Source organism: Hyphomonas sp. (assembly GCF_041398385.1).
Lineage (GTDB): Bacteria > Pseudomonadota > Alphaproteobacteria > Caulobacterales > Hyphomonadaceae > Hyphomonas.
Genome location: NZ_JAWKUW010000001.1, coordinates 629,618 through 646,170, shown reverse-complemented (window position 1 = coordinate 646,170; position 16,553 = coordinate 629,618). Strand labels below are relative to the sequence as shown.

Genomic DNA, 16,553 nt, shown 5'->3' with positions numbered 1-16,553 from the left:
TCGGCTCCGGCAAATGTTGGTTGTAGCGGGAAAAGGAGGGATCAGTCGGAGAGGCAGGACCAGCCGTCGCTGATATTGGCCACGCCGATAATCGTCTGGTTCAGCGTCCCGATCCGGTCGGTCTGGGCCGCATTGCGGGAGAAGGCGCGTTCGCCGTCCGCAGTCTGGACCGTCGTGACGACGTCGTGGGAATCGATCAGCAGCACGGAGCGGCGCGATCCGTCGGGATTGACCACCACTTCGACGCGCTCGGCATAGCCCGGCACGTCGGGCGAGGCGGCTTCGAGCAGGGCGATCGAAATGCGGCTTGTTACCTGATCGGACAGCATTATGCGCAGGCGGCAGACCGGCACGCGGTTCGCGCTGGCCATGTCGGCAGGCACCGAGCGCGCGTCCAGCATCATGACGCCATCGGTTTCGGTGACATCATAGACATAGACCGCACCGCTCAGCGATACGCCTGTGTCGACGATGCGCACGAGCGGCTCGTCATTGAAGTTGAACAGCGCCTGCGACCGGTTTGCGTAGATCGCCGCCCGGTCGATGTCGCACTGCAGCTGCGCACTGTCGGCTTCATCCGCGAGGGCAAGTGCCACGCCGGCAATCTTCGGCTTGCAGCTGTCCGGAATTTCCTGGGCCGCCGCCGGAAGGGCGAGCAGGGCCGCCAGACCTGTCAGGAGAACGAGATGCCTCATCCCTTTTCCTTTCCACGCTTGATCGACAATACGCCCGTCCGGCTGACTTCGACCAGTCCGAGGGGGCGCATCAGCTCGACGAACTGGCTGATCTTGTCGGAAGCACCGGTGAGCTCGAAGATGAAGCTCTCATTCGTCGTGTCGATCACATTCGCCCGGAATATCTGGGCGATGCGCAGCGCCTCGACGCGCTTCTCGCCGCTGCCGGCCACTTTCACCAGGGCAAGCTCACGCTCGATGCCGCGCTTGGAATTGGTGATGTCGATGACTTCGCCGACGGGCACGAGGCGCAGCAGCTGGGCCTCGATCTGCTCCAGGATGTGCGGCGTGCCCTGTGTGACGATGGTGATGCGCGACTGGTGCGAGCTGGAATCCACCTCGGCGACGGTCAGGCTGTCGATATTGTAGCCGCGGCCGGAAAACAGGCCGACCACGCGCGCCAGAACGCCCGGCTCGTTGTCGACCAGCACGGCCAGCGTGCGGCGCTCAACCTCCTCATCCTGATGGGAGAGGAAGTAGGCCGACTTCGGGCCGGCGGGTGCGGAAGGGGCCGAACCGTCGCTCATGATGCAGTTTCCGTTCGTTCCTCGTAAGGGGTGTGGTTCTCGATGGAGATGCCGGGACGGCGAGTCAAGAGTTGCTGGCGAAGCTCGCCGGAGCGCTGGCGGGCCTGGCTCTGATGGGTGCGCGTCTGCCCGGTATAGCGCCCGACAACCTGGTTCAGGCGCCGTGGATCGAGATGCGCCTGCAGTTCGGACACGATCAGGCGGCGGCAGTCGTCGATGAAGGCGGCGCTGTTCTCGCCTGTCGGCCCGCCATCGCGGGTCAGAGCGTTGATTTCGCAATGGACCCAGACCATCGCGTCGAGGATGGGCGGGCGCGAGCCGCGATAGGCGCCGTCCTTTTCGAGGCCTTTCTTGGTCTCGTCGACATTGGGGAAGAACATGCGGCCCCGGTCGATCAGCGTGGTCAGCGCGATCAGCGTCCCGGCCCGGGCGGTCTGGAAGGAGCCTTCATTGCCGTGCAGGTGGCGTGTGCGGGCCAGCATCGCAGCGCGCGCCAACACCTCGATGGCCGAAGCGCCCCAGTCAAGGCTGGCCGCATCGATGCTCTGGCGCAGCTGTTCGGTGCGCAGCTGGCGCTGCTTCTTCGTTTCCGCACTGGTCACGAAAGCGCCGATGACGGCCGCGATCGCCGACAGGACGGCAATGATCGTCCCGACGTTCTCTATCGCAAGCTGGACAAGGCCGTTGCCGGACATGCCGCTCCCCATCTTCCCGTACCTCGCTGGCCTGTCCGCCGGTCGTCAGACCAGCTTACGGCCGCTCTCTCCGATCTCGTTACCAGTTATCCGGCCGAGGATCATCTCGTTATGCGCAGAGCCCGACGGAATCATAGGCAGGCAGTTCTCGGTCCGCTCGACCCGGCAGTCGAACAGGACCGGCCCGTCATGATCAATCATTTCAAGGATCTTCGCGTCGAGTTCCTTCGGATCGTCGCAGCGGATGCCGTGGCCGCCCATGGCCTCGGCGAGCTTCACGAAATCCGGCAGGCTGGCCGAATAGGAGTGGGAATAGCGCTCGCCATGCAGCAATTCCTGCCACTGGCGGACCATGCCCATCCATTCATTGTTGAGGATCAAGACCTTGACCGGCAGGCGGTGCTGCACCGCGGTCGAGAGCTCCTGCAGCATCATCTGGATCGAGGCTTCGCCGGCGATGTCGATGACGAGCGCGTCCGGATGGGCGCACTGCACGCCGACCGCGGCCGGCAGGCCATAGCCCATGGTGCCGAGCCCGCCGGACGTCATCCAGTGGTTCGGCTGGTCGAAATGGAAGAACTGGGCCGCCCACATCTGGTGCTGGCCGACTTCCGTCGTGATGAAGACCTCGCGATCCTTCGTCAGCTCATACAGGCGCTCGATGGCGTATTGCGGCTTGATGACCTCGTCCGAAGCCTCATAGCCAAAGCAGTTGCGCGCCCGCCAGCCGTCGATCTCGGCCTTCCAGGCCTTGAGGTCGGGCTTCTTCGCGGCGCGGGTCTTCAGTGCCACCAGAAGGGCGTCGAGCGCGGCGGCGCAGTCGGCAACGATCGGCACATCGACGCGCACGATCTTGTTGATCGAGGAGGGGTCGATGTCGATGTGGATCTTCTTCGACACCGGCGAGAAGGCATCGACGCGGCCTGTCACCCGGTCGTCGAAGCGCGCGCCGACGCAGATCATCAGGTCGCAATCATGCATCGCATTGTTGGCTTCGAAGCTCCCATGCATGCCCACCATGCCCAACCAGTCCCTGTGGGAGGCAGGGAAGGCGCCGAGACCCATCAGGGTCGAGGTGACCGGGATGCCGGTCTCGGCCTGCAGCTTGCGCAGCAGTTCCGAGGCGCGCGGGCCGGAATTGACGACCCCGCCGCCGGTGTAGAGCACCGGGCGCTTCGCCTTGGAGATGAGGTCCGCCGCGGCTGCGATGGCTTCGGGCTGGGGCTGGATGCGGGGCGAATAGGTCGGCTTGTGGACGCCGTCCTTGCCGACATAGGTGCCGGTGGCGAACTGGACGTCTTTCGGAATGTCGATCACGACCGGGCCGGGGCGGCCGGACGTCGCGATGTGGAAGGCCTCATGGATGGTGCGGGCGAGCTGGTTCACATCCGTCACGAGGTAGTTGTGCTTGGCGCAGCTGCGGGTAATGCCGGTCGTGTCGGCTTCCTGGAAGGCGTCGGTGCCGATCAGGTGCGTCGGCACCTGGCCGGTGATGACGACTATGGGGATGGAATCCATCAGCGCGTCAGTGATCGGGGTGACCATATTGGTCGCGCCGGGACCGGACGTGACGAGGGCGACGCCGCATTTGCCCGTGGAGCGGGCATATCCCTCCGCTGCATGGCCTGCGCCCTGTTCGTGGCGCACCAGCACGTGCTGCAGCTCGGGCGCGCCGTGCAGGGCGTCATAGATCGGCAGGACCGCCCCGCCGGGATAGCCGAAGAGTACGTCGACGCCCTGTTCCCGGAGGGCTTCGATCACCATTTCGGCGCCGGTCATCGTGCGGGTCTGGGTCTTCGCTTTGGTCTTGACGGTCATCTGTCTTGCTCTGGCGTGTTTCAGTCTATTGTCGGCGTATTGCTGGAAAAGAAAAAGGGTCTCCGGAGAGACCCTTCTGTGCGCACACCCGTAACCGGCCCTGGTGCTTCCGGCTACGAGTGTCTTGTTACAAGTACCTCTGGCATGCGCACGCGCGTTTCCTCCAACGACAAGGATCAGGAATAATCTGCCTCCATCTCCCTGTCAATCTCCTTGTAGAGGGCAAGAATCACCCTGAGACGATCGGGCAATTCTGTTCCCGGAATCCGGGGCCAGAAGGGAAATTGTCTCCCGATCCAGGTGAATTGGCGTTTGGCATACCTTCTGGTGTCGCGTTTGGCGTTTTCCGCGGCCAGCTCGGCGCTGATTTCGCCGCGGGCAAACGCAGCAAGCCAGGGCATTCCGTGTGCCTTCATGGCGGGCAGTTCGGGGTCGAGGTCGCGCTCGATCAGGGCCCGCGCCTCGGCCATGGCGCCCTGCATCAGCATGCCTTCAAAGCGCCGGTCGATCTTGGAATAGAGCTTCGCCCGCGGCGGGGTGAGGGCAAAGCCCATCCATTCCTTGTCGAGGAGGACCGGCGGTTGGCGCTCGGTCTGGAAGTCCGAAATCGAGCGCCCGGTGGTCAGCCAGACCTCGTAAGCGCGCGCGAGGCGTTGCTTGTCGCCGGTGCCGAGGCGCTCGGCGGTTTCCGGATCGACCGGTTCCAGCCGCGCGCGCAGGCCCTCTGCGCCTTCGGCATCGGTGAGGTCACGGACCTCGGCGCGGATGTCCTCGGGGATCGGCGGGATGGACGAAAGGCCCTGCGTCAGCGCCAGCAGGTAGAGCCCCGTGCCGCCGACAAGGACCGCCGGCTTGTTCTTCTTCTGCAGGGCGCGGATGCGGCTGCGCGCTTCTTCCAGCCACTGGCCGGTGGAATAGCGCTCGGCGGCGTCGACATGGCCGAACAGGTGATGCGGCACGCCGCTCATCTCTTCTTCCGAGGGACGGGCCGAAATCACGGCGAGGTCACGATAGACCTGCATGGAGTCGGCATTGATGACCTCGCCGCCGACGCGCTTGGCAACGGCAATGGCGAGGGCGGTCTTGCCGCTGGCTGTGGGCCCGTGAATCAGGATCGCTGGGTGCATTCCCCTAGACGTAAGGGCTTGTCAGGCAAACGGAAACCCGTGAAGAGGCGTGAAACCATGGGAAAGCCGAGATGAGCCTCAGGATTGTCGCCGTCGCCGCGATGGATGCCGGAAAACTGGAAGGCGCGCTGGCGCCGGAACTGGGACAGGTTCCGCCGGCACAGGGGCTGGGCTCGGTCGATGGCCTTGTCGCGCTCGAATGGACGCTGCCGGGCAATGCGGAAACGGCTGCCCGCATCCGGGCCGGGATTGCGCGCAAGGGCGTCGCGGCGGATGTCGCCGTCCTGCCGCTTTCGGCAGGCAAGAAGCGCCTCCTGATCTCCGACATGGATTCCACCATTATCGGGCAGGAATGCCTTGACGAACTTGCCGATTTTGCGGGCCTGAAGGCCGAGGTTTCCGCCATTACCGAGCGCGCCATGCGCGGCGAACTCGATTTCGAGGGCGCGTTGACGACGCGGGTCGGCATGCTGAAAGGCCTCGGCCTCGATGCGCTGGAAAAAGCCTATCAGGAACGGATCACGCTGACGCCGGGCGCAAGAACGCTGGTCGAGACCATGAAAGCGGGGGGCGCCGAGACGGTTCTCGTTTCGGGCGGGTTTACCTTCTTCACGTCCAGAGTTGCTGCGGCTGCAGGCTTTGCCGCGCATCGCGGCAACACGCTGATCGACGACGGCGCAGCGCTGACGGGCGAGGTCGGCCGGCCGATCCTTGGCCGGGAAGCGAAACTCGCCGCGCTGGACGAGTTCGCCGCCGCCGCGGGCCTGACGCGGGCCGACGCGATTGCGATGGGCGACGGGGCGAACGACCTGGCCATGATCACGGCGGCAGGGCTCGGCATTGCCTATCGTGCCAAGCCGATCGTTGCCGCCGAGGCGCATGCCGCCATCGACCATACAGACCTGCGTGCAGCCCTCTTTTTCCAGGGGTACAGAGCGGACGAATTTGTAGGATAAGTCCGGCGCTCGCGCTCCGGAAAATCCTACGCAGAGGCTACGGGAAGGCTCCGGCCAGCGAAATTGTGGGAAAAATGGGGTAGGTGCGCCGGGTTATTCAACCCGCCTGAGTTGATGCCGGGTGCTGTCGGTGGCATCTTCCAGTTACACATTAGCATAGGTTGGGGCGATGCGAGGCAGGGTTCGTCGAGCAGCTTGATCAGCATATTTACCGCTGACGCCCGTGCTCGATGTTCTGTTCATTCTGGCGATTATCTTGCTGTGTTCGTGGTCTTTCGCACCACGAGAACAGGTAATCGGTCTCGAAGCAGATATGACGGAATGCTTGTGGGGTACGACTTGTGAGCGGATTACCGTGAGAATTAGTCAGGGCGACGAAATTTCGATGAATGGAGTGCGCGTTGACTCGAAGTCGCTCAAGACGTCCTTCGGAATGATCCGGACAGAGAATGCCGACCTGCCGATTTACATTGAAGCCGACCCGAAGGTGAAGACAGGCGCAATCATTCGGGTCAGAGATGCGCTCTACGACGCTGGGTATGCTAGGTACGAGGCCAATCTCGCTTTGGCGCCTTTTGGGGGTATCCTGTCCTGCCTTGTTTTGGATCGGCGAAAGTTCAAAGGAGCATTCCGCTTTGCCCGGCACTAATTGTTCGCGTGAGGATGGTGAGACATGCGTGTGTGGGCCGTGGCTGTAATCGCGACCGAAAGTCTAGCCTGGCTGGACTGCCAAGCGATTTAGCCCTCCACACTCAGGGCTCAATCACTGCTTCCGGCTCCGGGATCGGGATACCAACTTCCTTGAGGATCTCGCAGAACTCGACAAGCGGCCCATCCGCTTCCGGCTCGCAGCCGCCCGGCAGAGGGTGGCCGCGAGCGCGCAGCCAGTCGCAGGACTCGCCATTCTGAAAGAAGCAGCCAACCTGATACATGGACATCACCGCCTCATTGCGACCTTCGATATCATCGCTGCCGTCAGCCTTCTTGAAATCGTCGTCACCATGGCCCCGCCGGATCAGATCGCCCGCGCGCGGGCAGGCTTTGCCGAGGCCGGATGTGCAGGTCATGAAATAGAGCAGGGTTGCTGAATCGCTCTCGTCGCGCCGCTCAGCCGTTTCAGCGGCATGGAAGATGGCGTCCAGAAGCGCCGGCGGACCCACGAGCATATCCTGGTTCATGTATTTTTTCGCGGTCTTGTCGTCCGCGTAGAAGAGTTTGACGATCGCTTCCTGCGATGCCGGCACGAAACTGCTGTCCGGATAGGTCTCGATGAATTCGAGATAGGCATCGACCGTGTTGAGGCGCGAGGTTCTGAGATAATCGGCGTCTTCGCTGGGCAGGGACGGGCCGCTGGCGGGCGGGGCATCGCAGCCGGCAAAGCAGATGTCTTCTGTCAGGCCGTCGGCCGTGAAGGGCAGGGCGTTGCCGGGCCGGGCCGCTGACACTTCGCGCAAGGCAAGGGTAAACGCGCGGTCTGCCGAGAGGCCTTTCTGGCCGAGCCGTTTCGACAGCGCCCGCGAGAACAGGCCGTCATCGGGCGTCGTCGCGCCATCGGCCGTGGCAAAGGCGATGTAGAGGCCGCGCTTGCGGGGGATGCGCACCATGCCCTTGTCTGCGCTGCCGCCCTTTGACGAGGTGAAGGGCAGCGTGTTGCGGCAGGCGTCCGACACGATGAACACGGCTTTCGCATCGCTGGCGGCGAGCGCGTCGACGACGGCATTCACCGGCACGCCGAGGATGGGCAGCTGTTCCGCGCCGGTTACAGGCGTTTTCGCGGGGATGAGGTAATTCGCGCGCTGGCCGGACGATTCCGCCGATCCGCCATGGCCGGAATAATAGAAGAAGCCGACGGCTTCCGGGCCCGCGGCGCGCAGGTCCGAGGCGAGCCTGGCGACGGCGAGATTGATGTCCGTCTGGGTCGCATCGAGCACGACGCGGATATGTTCGGGTGCGAAGCCGGCCTGCACCAGGCCGTCGCGCATGTTCTGGACATCCTCATGCGGCAAGGCGAGGGGGCCGACTTCCGGTGGATAGTCCTCATTCCCGATCAGCAGGGCATAGCGCTCCTGCGCCCGCGCCATCAGGCTGAGGCAGGCGGCAAGGATCAGGCAGGCCAGGGCGCGCGGGAACATGGGATCCACCCTCCGGGTCTCAGGTCTCGCAGCCAGCCTAACCGCGTGAGGGGCAAACGCCAACAACTCCCCGCGGCCCCGTTTTGTTCCGGCCCTGAGGGAAAGTGGTTAATGGCGTCTTAATTGCAATTTCGCCTCCGAGGCGTGCGCCGCACGCATTTTGTATGTCGCAAGGTGAAACAGATGTCGAAAATTCGCGCGTTCCGGGAAACCCCGCAGAAAGCATGGTCGAATGACGAAACCGGCGCGGTCGCGGCGATTTACGCGGTTGCCATTGTTGCCCTGTTCGCCCTGGTGGGCATGACACTCGACTTTTCCCGCTCGGTCACCGAGCGCCAGGCGCTGCGCAATGCGCTCGACAGCGCCGCGCTGCTGGGCGCGAAGATGATGGAAGACGCCGGCAACAGCGACGCCGAGATCATCGCGGCGGCCTCGGCCCTGTTCGCCGAGAACCTTGCCGGCGCCCAGCCGGACCTGTCCTGCGCGGCCCCGGCCGTGAACGTGAACCGCACGACCTATCGCGTGGACGTGACGGCGAGCTGTGACCTGCCGACGAATTTCGCCGCACTGATCGGCACTGAAGAGGTGACGCTGGGCGCAAGCTCCGGCGCGCTGGCCAACATGACCCGTCTCGACGTGTCGCTGATGCTGGACGTCTCGGGCTCGATGGGCGGGGCGAAGCTTGCCGCTCTCAAATCGGCCGCCAAGGACGCCGCCGACATCCTGATCACGCCGTCCAGCGGCGGGCGCGTGCGCATGGCGTTCAACACCTATTCCACCTCGGTCAATGCCGGCCCCTATGCCGCAGCCGTCAAAGGGCCGTCCTATGTGCCGGGCCAGACGTGCGTGTCGGAACGCACCGGCGCGGCCGCGTTCAAGGACAAGGCGCCCGCGCCCGGCCGGTGGCTCGGCCATGACGCCTCGGCCTGCCCGGCAAGCTCCATCCTGCCGCTGACCGCCGACAAGGCCACGTTCAAGTCGGGTATCGACAGCCTCGTCGCGGGCGGCTCGACGGCGGGCCATCTGGGCGTCGCCTGGGCGTGGTACCTCATCGCGCCGGAATGGGACGCGATCTGGCCGGCCGCCTCGAAGCCGATGGCCTATGACGAACCGGAAGGCATCAAGGCCGTGATCCTGATGACCGACGGCCAGTTCAACATCCAGTATGAGAATGCGCAGGGTAATTCCGCGACGCAGGCGAAGAAAATGTGCCGCAAGATGCGCGATGAGGGCGTGGCCGTGTATGCGGTGGCCTTCCAGGCGCCGGGCTCCGCCAAGGCCGTGCTGAAGGACTGCACCGGCAATGACGACACGCGCTTCTTCGATGCGGCCGATGGCGACGAGCTGAAGCAGGCCTATGCCGACATCGCCAGCCAGCTGACGAACCTGCGCCTCGCCCAGTAGGGCCTATTTCAGGTCGATACTGAGGAACTGGTCGAACCAGCCGCTTTCGCCGCGGCGCTTGACGCGCAGGAGGGCGGGCTGGCCGGGATTGGCGCGGGCGGCTTTGACGAGGTCCAGCGTTTCGGTGACGGTCGAGACCTGTTCGAAATTGACCTCCACGATCACGTCGCCGCGCTGCAGGACGCCGAAGCCCGGCCCCCGGGCCGAGACGGACGTGACGACCACGCCCGAGACATCCTTCGGCACGCCGTAACGGCGGCGCAGGTCATCGTCGAGGCCGGAAAGGTCGGCGCCGAGGTCATTGTTCGTGGACGGCAGGTCCGGCAGGCTGGAGGCGGCATCGCCGCCCTCGTCTTCCTTCAGTTCGCCCATGGTGACGGTGAAGGTGCGCGTCTTGCCGTCGCGGATGAGGCTGACCGGCACCTGCTTGCCGATGGGCGTGTCGGTGATGACATGGGTCAGCTCGCGCACGCTGGTCACGGCCTTGCCGTCGAAGGAAAGGACGAGGTCGCCGACTTCCAGCTTCGCCTTGTCGGCCGGGCCGTCATCGGTGATGCGGGTGATGATGACACCGCCCTTGGCGCGCCCGCCATAAGCCTTGACGAGGTTTTCGTCCGCATCCTGAACGTTGACGCCGAACCATGAGCGGCGGATGCGGCCGGACTTGATCAGTTCACCCGAGATGCGGCGGACCAGGTTCGACGGCACCGAAAAGCCGATTCCGACCGAACCGCCGGTGGGCGAGATGATGGCGGTGTTCACGCCGACGACTTCGCCGCCGAGATTGAACAGCGGGCCGCCGGAATTGCCGCGGTTGATGGCGGCGTCGGTCTGGATGAAATCGTCGGAGCGCCCGGCATTGAGGTCTCTGTTCCGGGCCGAGATGATGCCGGCCGAGACCGATCCGCCGAAGCCGAACGGGTTGCCGATGGCGATGACCCAGTCGCCAACCTCGGCCCGGTCGCTGTCCGCGAAGCTGACAAAGGGCAGGGCGTTGGGCGATTTGACCTTCAGGACGGCCAGGTCGGTGTCGCGGTCGCGCCCGACCAGCACGGCGTCCAGCACGCGCCCGTCGGAGAAGTTGACCTCGATCTCGTCGGCATCCTCGATCACGTGATTGTTGGTGACGATGTAGCCGTCGGAACTGATGACGAAGCCGGAGCCGAGCGAGCCCTCGCGGCGGAAGCCGTCATCGTCGCGGCCGAAGAAATCGTTGAAGCGCTCCATGGGCGAGCCTTCGGGGAAGGTCGGCATGCCGTCGGGGGCGATCGTGTGCGAGGTGGAAATGTTCACCACGGCCGGCATCAGGCGCTTGGAAAGATCCCGGAAGCTCTGCGGCTGGGCTTTCTGGTCGATCCCCTCGACCGGGCGCGACAGGCTCTGCTGGGCGGCGGCCGGCAGGGCCGGAGCGGTCAGGGCCAGAATAAGGGCGGCAAGAGCCGTAAAACGCATGGGGACGCACTTCCTCTGCGGGCGGACAATGGCTTCAGTTTCGTAACAAACTAAGGCGCTTTGCAGGCAGGGCGCAACTGCTTCAGGCAAGCTGAACTGCAAGCCACAGGATACCAAGACCGACCGCCGCGCCGATCAGGCCCGCCATGGTCAGCTCGCGGGTCGACATCTGGGTCAGCAGCGCCGCCATGCGGCGCATGGCATCGGGGGCGATCGCGTAGACCGCCCCCTCTATCAAAAGCCACATGCCGAGACCGGCAAGCAGGATAAGGCCGAGGCTCATGGCCGGCGGCCTGTCTTACCTGCCACTGGTCTTGGCCGCGTCGATGAACTCGTCGCAAAGGCCCAGCTGGCTCGGGCTGACCACGATCTGCGTCTTCGTCGACAGCGAGCCTTCGCAGGCGATCAGGGCGCGCTGGAAGCGGAAGAATTCCGGATCCCGGCCATAAGCCGCCGCGTAGATCTCGTTGCGCTTGGCATCGCCTTCACCCCGGATTTCCTCCGATTTCTGGTTCGCCTCAGCGAGGATCACGGTGCGGTCGCGGTCGGCCTTGGCGCGGATGGCCTGGGCCTGCTTGTCACCATTGGCGCGGATCAGCTCGGCTTCCTGGTTCCGGGCCGCTTCCATGCGGCGGAACACCCGCTCCGACACGTCCTGCGGCAGGTCGGCCCGGCGGATGCGCACATCGATGATGTCGATGCCGCGTCCAGCAATGGATTCCGACAGGTTCTCGCGGATCGTATCCATCAGCACCGCCCGCTGGCCGGAGATGATCTCTTCGGGCAGCTTGTTGGCGAGCGCGTTCCGGATCGCCGTGTTGGTGAACTGCGAGAGCTGGTTCTCTGCCGTGCGCTGCGTCTGCAGGCGCTGGTAGAAGGCCAGCGGATCGGAGATCTGGTAGCGCACGAAGGCGTCCACGATCAGCTGTTCCTGGTTCGAGGCCAGCACTTCGATGTTCGGAATGTCGAGACCGATATTCCGCCGGTCATACTTGATGACGTTCTGCACGAAGGGCAGCTTCATCTTCAGGCCGGCCTCATTGGTGCCGGGTTCGTTATAGGCTTCCTTCGCCGCACCGACCTGCAGGACAAGCGCCTGTTCGGTCTGGTTGACGATGAAAAAGCTCTGCATGCCTGTGATAACCAGCGCGGCCACCACGATCAGGCCAAAGACTCCTAATCCCTTCATGGTCATTGTCCCTGTTGTCTGGTGGTGCTGCGCTGGGTGTCGAGCGGCAGGTAAGGCACCGCGCCGGAATTGGAATCCAGCACGATCTTGTCGGTGCTGCCGAGCACTTTCTGCATCGTTTCGAGATACATCCGCTCACGCGTCACCTGCGGGGCCTTGCGGTATTCGTCGAGAATGGCGTTGAAGCGCGAGGCTTCACCGGTTGCGTTCGCAACCACCTGTTCCCGGTAGGCTTCCGCGTTTTGGATCACCTGCTGGGCCTGGCCTTCGGCACGCGGGATGATGTCGTTCGCGTACTTGTTGGCTTCCTGGATGGTCTTTTCGGCGTCCTGGCCGGCATTGACCACGTCGATAAAGGCCTGGCGCACCTGCGCCGGGGCCGCCGCTTCCTGGATCTCCACGTTCTGCACCTGGATGCCGGCGCGATAGTCCGCCATCAGGGCCTGCAGCTGGGTCTTCACCTGGTCGGCGATCGTGCCCCGTCCCGTGGTGATGACATCGTCGAGCTTCGACTTGCCGACCACTTCGCGCATCACGCTCTCGGACGAGGCCTTCAGCAGTTCGGCGCCGTCATCCACGTTGAGGATGAAGTTTTCCGGATTGGACGGATCGTAGAACCAGAAGACCCGGAAGCGGACATCGACGATGTTCTCGTCGCCGGTCAGCATGAGGCCGTCGCCGGACCCGCCGCCGATTTCGGTCTGTTGCTGCTTCTCGGACGGCATGACGACATGCGTCTCGATCGGGGCGGGCAGGTGGAAATGCAGGCCGGGCGTGAAATTGGTCTGCCACTGGCCGAAGCGGAACACAGCGGCGCGCGAGCCTTCGTCAACGACCACGACACCGGTCGCCAGCCAGGCGAGCAGGGCGATGCCGCCCAGCACGAAAATGCCCAACGGGCCAAAATTCGGGCTGCCGCCGCCGCGGCGCCGGCCATTGCCGCCACCGCCGCCCGAGCGCTGGCGAAAGCGCTCCTGCATGCGTTTCATCTGTTCTTCGAGGTCTTTTCCGGCATTGCTGCCGCCGGACGGGCGTTTCCAGGGCGAATTTCCGTCCCCGTTTCCGTCGCCGCCGCCTCCGCCGCCCCAAGGGCCGCTACCTTTTGTCTTGTCATCCCAGGGCATGGCCCCTCCTGTTGCGAGTGTTCGCATCCATATAGGTGCTCTGCTAGATAAGTGCATGCCCTTTGCTGGGCTTCAAGGGAAAGAGGGTCGCGCCCATGTTCGGATCGAAGTCGAAAAACCGCCAGAAGCTGGCCGAAGCGGTCGATGCCGCGCTCGGATCGCCGGACTGGGTCGATTCGGTCAGCGTGGACGACAATGGCCGGGTGATCCTCGTGATTCGCGCCGATCCGGGCGATCCGGCGGCGGCCGAGGCCCTGCGGGTGTCGGCGGAAGGCAAGGTCGGGCTGGTCGACGGGGTGAAATCGGTGACGGCCGTGCTGACCGCGGAACGGGCGCCGGGGCAGGGCGGGGGCCATGCGCATTCCCATGCCCACGGGCACGCCCATGCGCACGATCATGCGCATGGCCATGACCACGGCCATGGCGGCAACCTCAGCCTCTCGCCCTCGCCGCCGCGGGGGGCTGCCGGCAAGGGCGGCCCGCGCGTGTCGGATGCGGCCCAGCAGCAGGGCGCGCCGCAGCGCCAGGAGGCCCGCATCCCGAAAGTGCCGGGTGTGTCCCGCATCCTGGTGGTGGCGAGCGGCAAGGGCGGGGTCGGCAAATCCACGGTCTCGGTCAATCTCGCCGTGGCGCTCGCCAAGACCGGCATGAAGGTCGGCCTGATGGATGCCGACATTTTCGGGCCCTCCATCCCCACCATGCTGGGCACCGTGGGCCAGGTGCCGGCGGCATCGCCGCGCAACAAGCTGGTGCCGCTCGAAGCGCACGGGCTGAAGAGCGTTTCCATCGGCAATCTGTCTGACCCCGACGCGCCGATGATCTGGCGCGGGCCGATCGTGATGTCGGCGATCACGCAGCTGCTGAACGATGCCGAATGGGGCACCGAGAAAGACCCGCTCGACATTCTCATCATCGACACGCCGCCCGGCACGGGCGACGCCCAGCTCACCATCGCCCAGCGCGTGCCGGTGACAGCGGCGATCATCGTGACGACGCCGCAGGAAGTGGCGCTGGCGGATGTGCGCCGCGGCGCGGCCATGTTCCACAAGACGGCGGTGCCGGTGATCGGCGTGGTCGAGACGATGAGCTATTTCACCGACCCGGCCGGCAACAAGCATTTCCTGATGGGCGAAGGCGGCGGCAAGCGCACGGCCGAGGCGCTGGGCCTGCCGCTGCTGGCGGAGATCCCGATGATCCAGGCGATCCGCGAAGGCGGCGATGCGGGCACGCCCGCCGCGATCAGCGACAAGGCGGTCGGCGAGGTGTTCCACGAGCTGGCCCACCGCGTGGCCATGGCCCTCGACGGGCTTGCCACCAAGGCACCGCCGGAAGTCGTGTTCGCGGACTAATCCAGCCGCGTGCGGTCGATCTTGTCGCTGCCGGCGGGGAGTTCGAACACCATGCCGTCCTCGCCGAGCACGATGGGGCCTTTATAGGCAGCGCCCGTGCCTTTCAGGAAGACCGGGTACAGCGCCCGGCTCGGCACGGCAGGAACGAGGTGGGAGAAGACCAGCATCTTCGCACCGGACTCCGTGGCGACTTCCGCGGCCGCGACCGGCGTCGTGTGATAGGAGGGGATGTCGTCCATGATCTGGGCGAGACGCGGCTGGCCGATTTCCTTGAGGCGTGCGCCGATCGTGGCAACCATTTCCTCGTTCAGGGCTTCGTGGACGAGAAGGTCCGTGCCCTGAGCGAGCGTCGTGAGCTTGGCATCCTTTGTGGTATCACCCGACAGCGTGACGGAGCGGCCCTTATAGTCGAAGCGGTAGCCGACGGCGGGCTCGACCGGCTCATGGCTGACCGGCACGGCGGTGACGGTGAGGCCGTCCTTCTCATAGACTTTCATGGCGCTGGTGCCGGTGTCGAAGGAGAAGGGCTTTGCGCCGGACCCTTCGGGCGGCACGACCGTCGGCCCGTGATGGGCGAGGCGGTAGGACGCGTCCCAGGCATAGGCCTGGTTGAACCCGTCCGCGACGAGGTCGACGCCTCTCGGGCCATAAAGGGCGAGCGGCTCTTGCGCGCCTCCGGCCGCCCAGTGCTGCAGCATGACTTCGCCGAGGCCGTCGATATGGTCGGAATGGAAATGCGTCAGGAACGCCGCCTCCACCTTGCCCCAGGGCAGGCCGAACTCGCCGAAGCGACGGCCGCTGCCTGCGCCCGCATCGACGATGAAGAGGCGGTCGCCCGCCGCCACGACGGTCATCGGTCCCGCGCGCATGGGGTCGGGCACCGGCGATCCGGTGCCCACCAGGATGACGGTCAACCCGTCAGGGAAGCCTTCGGTCACATCGCGGCCGACCTGCTTGGTCACGGCGGCCTTGAACAGGGCCCCGCCGATCTGTTCGGCAAACAGGGTGCGGACGATCACGCCGCCCAGCAGCAGGATCGCGATCAGGACGATAACAGGTTTCAGGATGCGCATGGGGGACGTCTCCGGTGATCAGGCGTTGAAGTTGAGTTTCAGGCCCGGTTCCGGCCAGCGGCATTTCACGAGATTTCCGGTGCCGGACAGCGTCACCCAGGCATCGCACATATCGTCGCCGCCGAAGGCAATATTGGTGACAAGCAGGTCGGGGAAGGCGATGTGGCTGTGCGCGCCTTCCGGCGTGATCGTGGTGATGCCGCCATTGAGAATGGTTGCCACACAGACATTCCCGGCCGCCGTCATGGCGAGGCTGTCGAAATATTGCAGACCCGGCATGGTGGCAACGACACGCCCGCCATTGAAGGGCGTTGCCGGCTTGATGACGCCGGGGCTTTCCAGGTCGAAGGCCCACATCTTTCCCGGCATCGTGTCGGCCATGTAGACGGTCTTCTCGTCGGGCGAGAGGCCGACGCCATTCGGGCTCGCATAATGGAAATCGAGTTCCTTCGCCGTGGTTGAGCCTTTGGCGAGGAAATACAGCCCGCCGAAATCGCGCTGGCGCGGATAGGTCTTGCCATGGTCGGTGAAGTAGAGGTTGCCGGCCTTGTCGAAGACGAGATCGTTGGGGCCTTTCAGCGGATTGCCGTCCACCGTGTCGAGCACGCGCTCGACCTTGTAGGTCGAGAGGTCCACCCGCTCGATGCGCCCGCCATCATAGTCGTCCGGGCAGTTGCCGGGGATCAGCAGGCCGTCGACTTCATGATACTGGAAGCCGCCATTGTTGCAGACCCAGAGCGCGCCGTCCGGCCCGATGGCAAGGCCGTTCGGGCCGCCGCCGGGCGTCGCGATGACTTCGGTCTTGTTGTCACCCCAGCAGCGCGTGATGCATTTCTTCTCGATCTCGACGACGATGACCGAGCCGTCGGCCATGACGACGGGGCCTTCCGGAAAGCGGAGACCGCTGGCGACTGTCTCGAATTGCATGTGTGTCCTCCCATTTTTTGCGATCACCCTAGGCATGGCCGCCGGG

The 16,553-nt window shown here is 64.7% G+C and carries 16 protein-coding genes; 4 read left to right on the top strand and 12 right to left on the bottom strand.

The genetic code is table 11. The features are described from left to right. Positions 1-41: 41 nt before the first annotated feature. The 5 genes from R3C13_RS03175 to miaA all read right to left on the bottom strand — a co-directional run bounded on the left by R3C13_RS03175 (position 42) and on the right by miaA (position 4,901). Complete coding sequence (locus tag R3C13_RS03175; RefSeq protein WP_371309342.1) at positions 42-695, bottom strand: hypothetical protein; 654 nt, start codon at positions 693-695, stop codon at positions 42-44. Continuing rightward, on the bottom strand, positions 692-1,261 hold the full coding sequence (gene ilvN / locus R3C13_RS03170; RefSeq protein ID WP_371309341.1) for an acetolactate synthase small subunit: 570 nt from the start codon (positions 1,259-1,261) through the stop codon (positions 692-694). The genes R3C13_RS03175 and ilvN overlap by 4 nt, the downstream gene beginning before the upstream one ends. Further along, positions 1,258-1,956 carry a hypothetical protein gene (locus R3C13_RS03165; RefSeq protein ID WP_371309340.1) on the bottom strand — a complete coding sequence of 233 codons (699 nt, stop codon included), beginning with the start codon at positions 1,954-1,956 and terminating at the stop codon, positions 1,258-1,260. The genes ilvN and R3C13_RS03165 overlap by 4 nt, the downstream gene beginning before the upstream one ends. A 45-nt stretch (positions 1,957-2,001) precedes the next feature. Next, the gene (locus R3C13_RS03160; protein WP_371309339.1) at positions 2,002-3,774 is read right to left on the bottom strand and encodes an acetolactate synthase 3 large subunit; all 1,773 of its coding nucleotides are present in this window, start codon (positions 3,772-3,774) and stop codon (positions 2,002-2,004) included. 176 nt (positions 3,775-3,950) lie between these two features. After that, a complete protein-coding gene (gene miaA, locus R3C13_RS03155; protein WP_371309338.1) occupies positions 3,951-4,901 on the bottom strand; it encodes a tRNA (adenosine(37)-N6)-dimethylallyltransferase MiaA in 951 nt (316 codons plus the stop codon). Positions 4,902-4,972: 71 nt separating this feature from the next. Between miaA and serB the strand changes: the two genes are divergently transcribed. Continuing rightward, on the top strand, positions 4,973-5,857 hold the full coding sequence (gene serB / locus R3C13_RS03150) for a phosphoserine phosphatase SerB (RefSeq protein ID WP_371309337.1): 885 nt from the start codon (positions 4,973-4,975) through the stop codon (positions 5,855-5,857). Positions 5,858-6,071: 214 nt separating this feature from the next. Then, positions 6,072-6,506: an ExbD/TolR family protein gene (locus R3C13_RS03145; RefSeq protein WP_371309639.1), complete on the top strand. Its 435-nt coding sequence runs from the start codon at positions 6,072-6,074 to the stop codon at positions 6,504-6,506. A 103-nt stretch (positions 6,507-6,609) separates the two neighbouring features. On the opposite strand, the gene R3C13_RS03140 is transcribed toward R3C13_RS03145, so the two are convergent. Next, entirely contained in the window at positions 6,610-7,989 is a 1,380-nt protein-coding gene (locus tag R3C13_RS03140; protein ID WP_371309336.1) for a caspase domain-containing protein, read from the bottom strand. Positions 7,990-8,172: 183 nt separating this feature from the next. Here R3C13_RS03140 and R3C13_RS03135 point away from each other — a divergent pair, with 183 nt between their 5' ends. Then, complete coding sequence (locus tag R3C13_RS03135; RefSeq protein WP_371309335.1) at positions 8,173-9,393, top strand: pilus assembly protein TadG-related protein; 1,221 nt, start codon at positions 8,173-8,175, stop codon at positions 9,391-9,393. Between the two features lie 3 nt (positions 9,394-9,396). On the opposite strand, the gene R3C13_RS03130 is transcribed toward R3C13_RS03135, so the two are convergent. The 4 genes from R3C13_RS03130 to hflK all read right to left on the bottom strand — a co-directional run bounded on the left by R3C13_RS03130 (position 9,397) and on the right by hflK (position 13,158). Next, on the bottom strand, positions 9,397-10,845 hold the full coding sequence (locus R3C13_RS03130) for a Do family serine endopeptidase (RefSeq protein ID WP_371309334.1): 1,449 nt from the start codon (positions 10,843-10,845) through the stop codon (positions 9,397-9,399). 82 nt (positions 10,846-10,927) lie between these two features. Beyond that, positions 10,928-11,128: a DUF2065 family protein gene (locus tag R3C13_RS03125; protein ID WP_371309333.1), complete on the bottom strand. Its 201-nt coding sequence runs from the start codon at positions 11,126-11,128 to the stop codon at positions 10,928-10,930. Positions 11,129-11,143: 15 nt separating this feature from the next. Continuing rightward, positions 11,144-12,034: a protease modulator HflC gene (gene hflC, locus R3C13_RS03120; RefSeq protein ID WP_371309332.1), complete on the bottom strand. Its 891-nt coding sequence runs from the start codon at positions 12,032-12,034 to the stop codon at positions 11,144-11,146. 2 nt (positions 12,035-12,036) lie between these two features. Then, positions 12,037-13,158, bottom strand: a complete 1,122-nt coding sequence (hflK, locus tag R3C13_RS03115) for an FtsH protease activity modulator HflK (protein WP_371309331.1) — start codon at positions 13,156-13,158, stop codon at positions 12,037-12,039. Between the two features lie 95 nt (positions 13,159-13,253). Between hflK and R3C13_RS03110 the strand changes: the two genes are divergently transcribed. Then, on the top strand, positions 13,254-14,507 hold the full coding sequence (locus R3C13_RS03110) for an Mrp/NBP35 family ATP-binding protein (protein WP_371309330.1): 1,254 nt from the start codon (positions 13,254-13,256) through the stop codon (positions 14,505-14,507). Here the strand turns inward: R3C13_RS03110 and R3C13_RS03105 are convergent. Further along, the gene (locus tag R3C13_RS03105) at positions 14,504-15,580 is read right to left on the bottom strand and encodes an MBL fold metallo-hydrolase (protein WP_371309329.1); all 1,077 of its coding nucleotides are present in this window, start codon (positions 15,578-15,580) and stop codon (positions 14,504-14,506) included. The genes R3C13_RS03110 and R3C13_RS03105 overlap by 4 nt on opposite strands. A gap of 18 nt (positions 15,581-15,598) precedes the next feature. Then, positions 15,599-16,507 carry an SMP-30/gluconolactonase/LRE family protein gene (locus tag R3C13_RS03100; protein ID WP_371309328.1) on the bottom strand — a complete coding sequence of 303 codons (909 nt, stop codon included), beginning with the start codon at positions 16,505-16,507 and terminating at the stop codon, positions 15,599-15,601. Positions 16,508-16,553 lie beyond the last annotated feature (46 nt).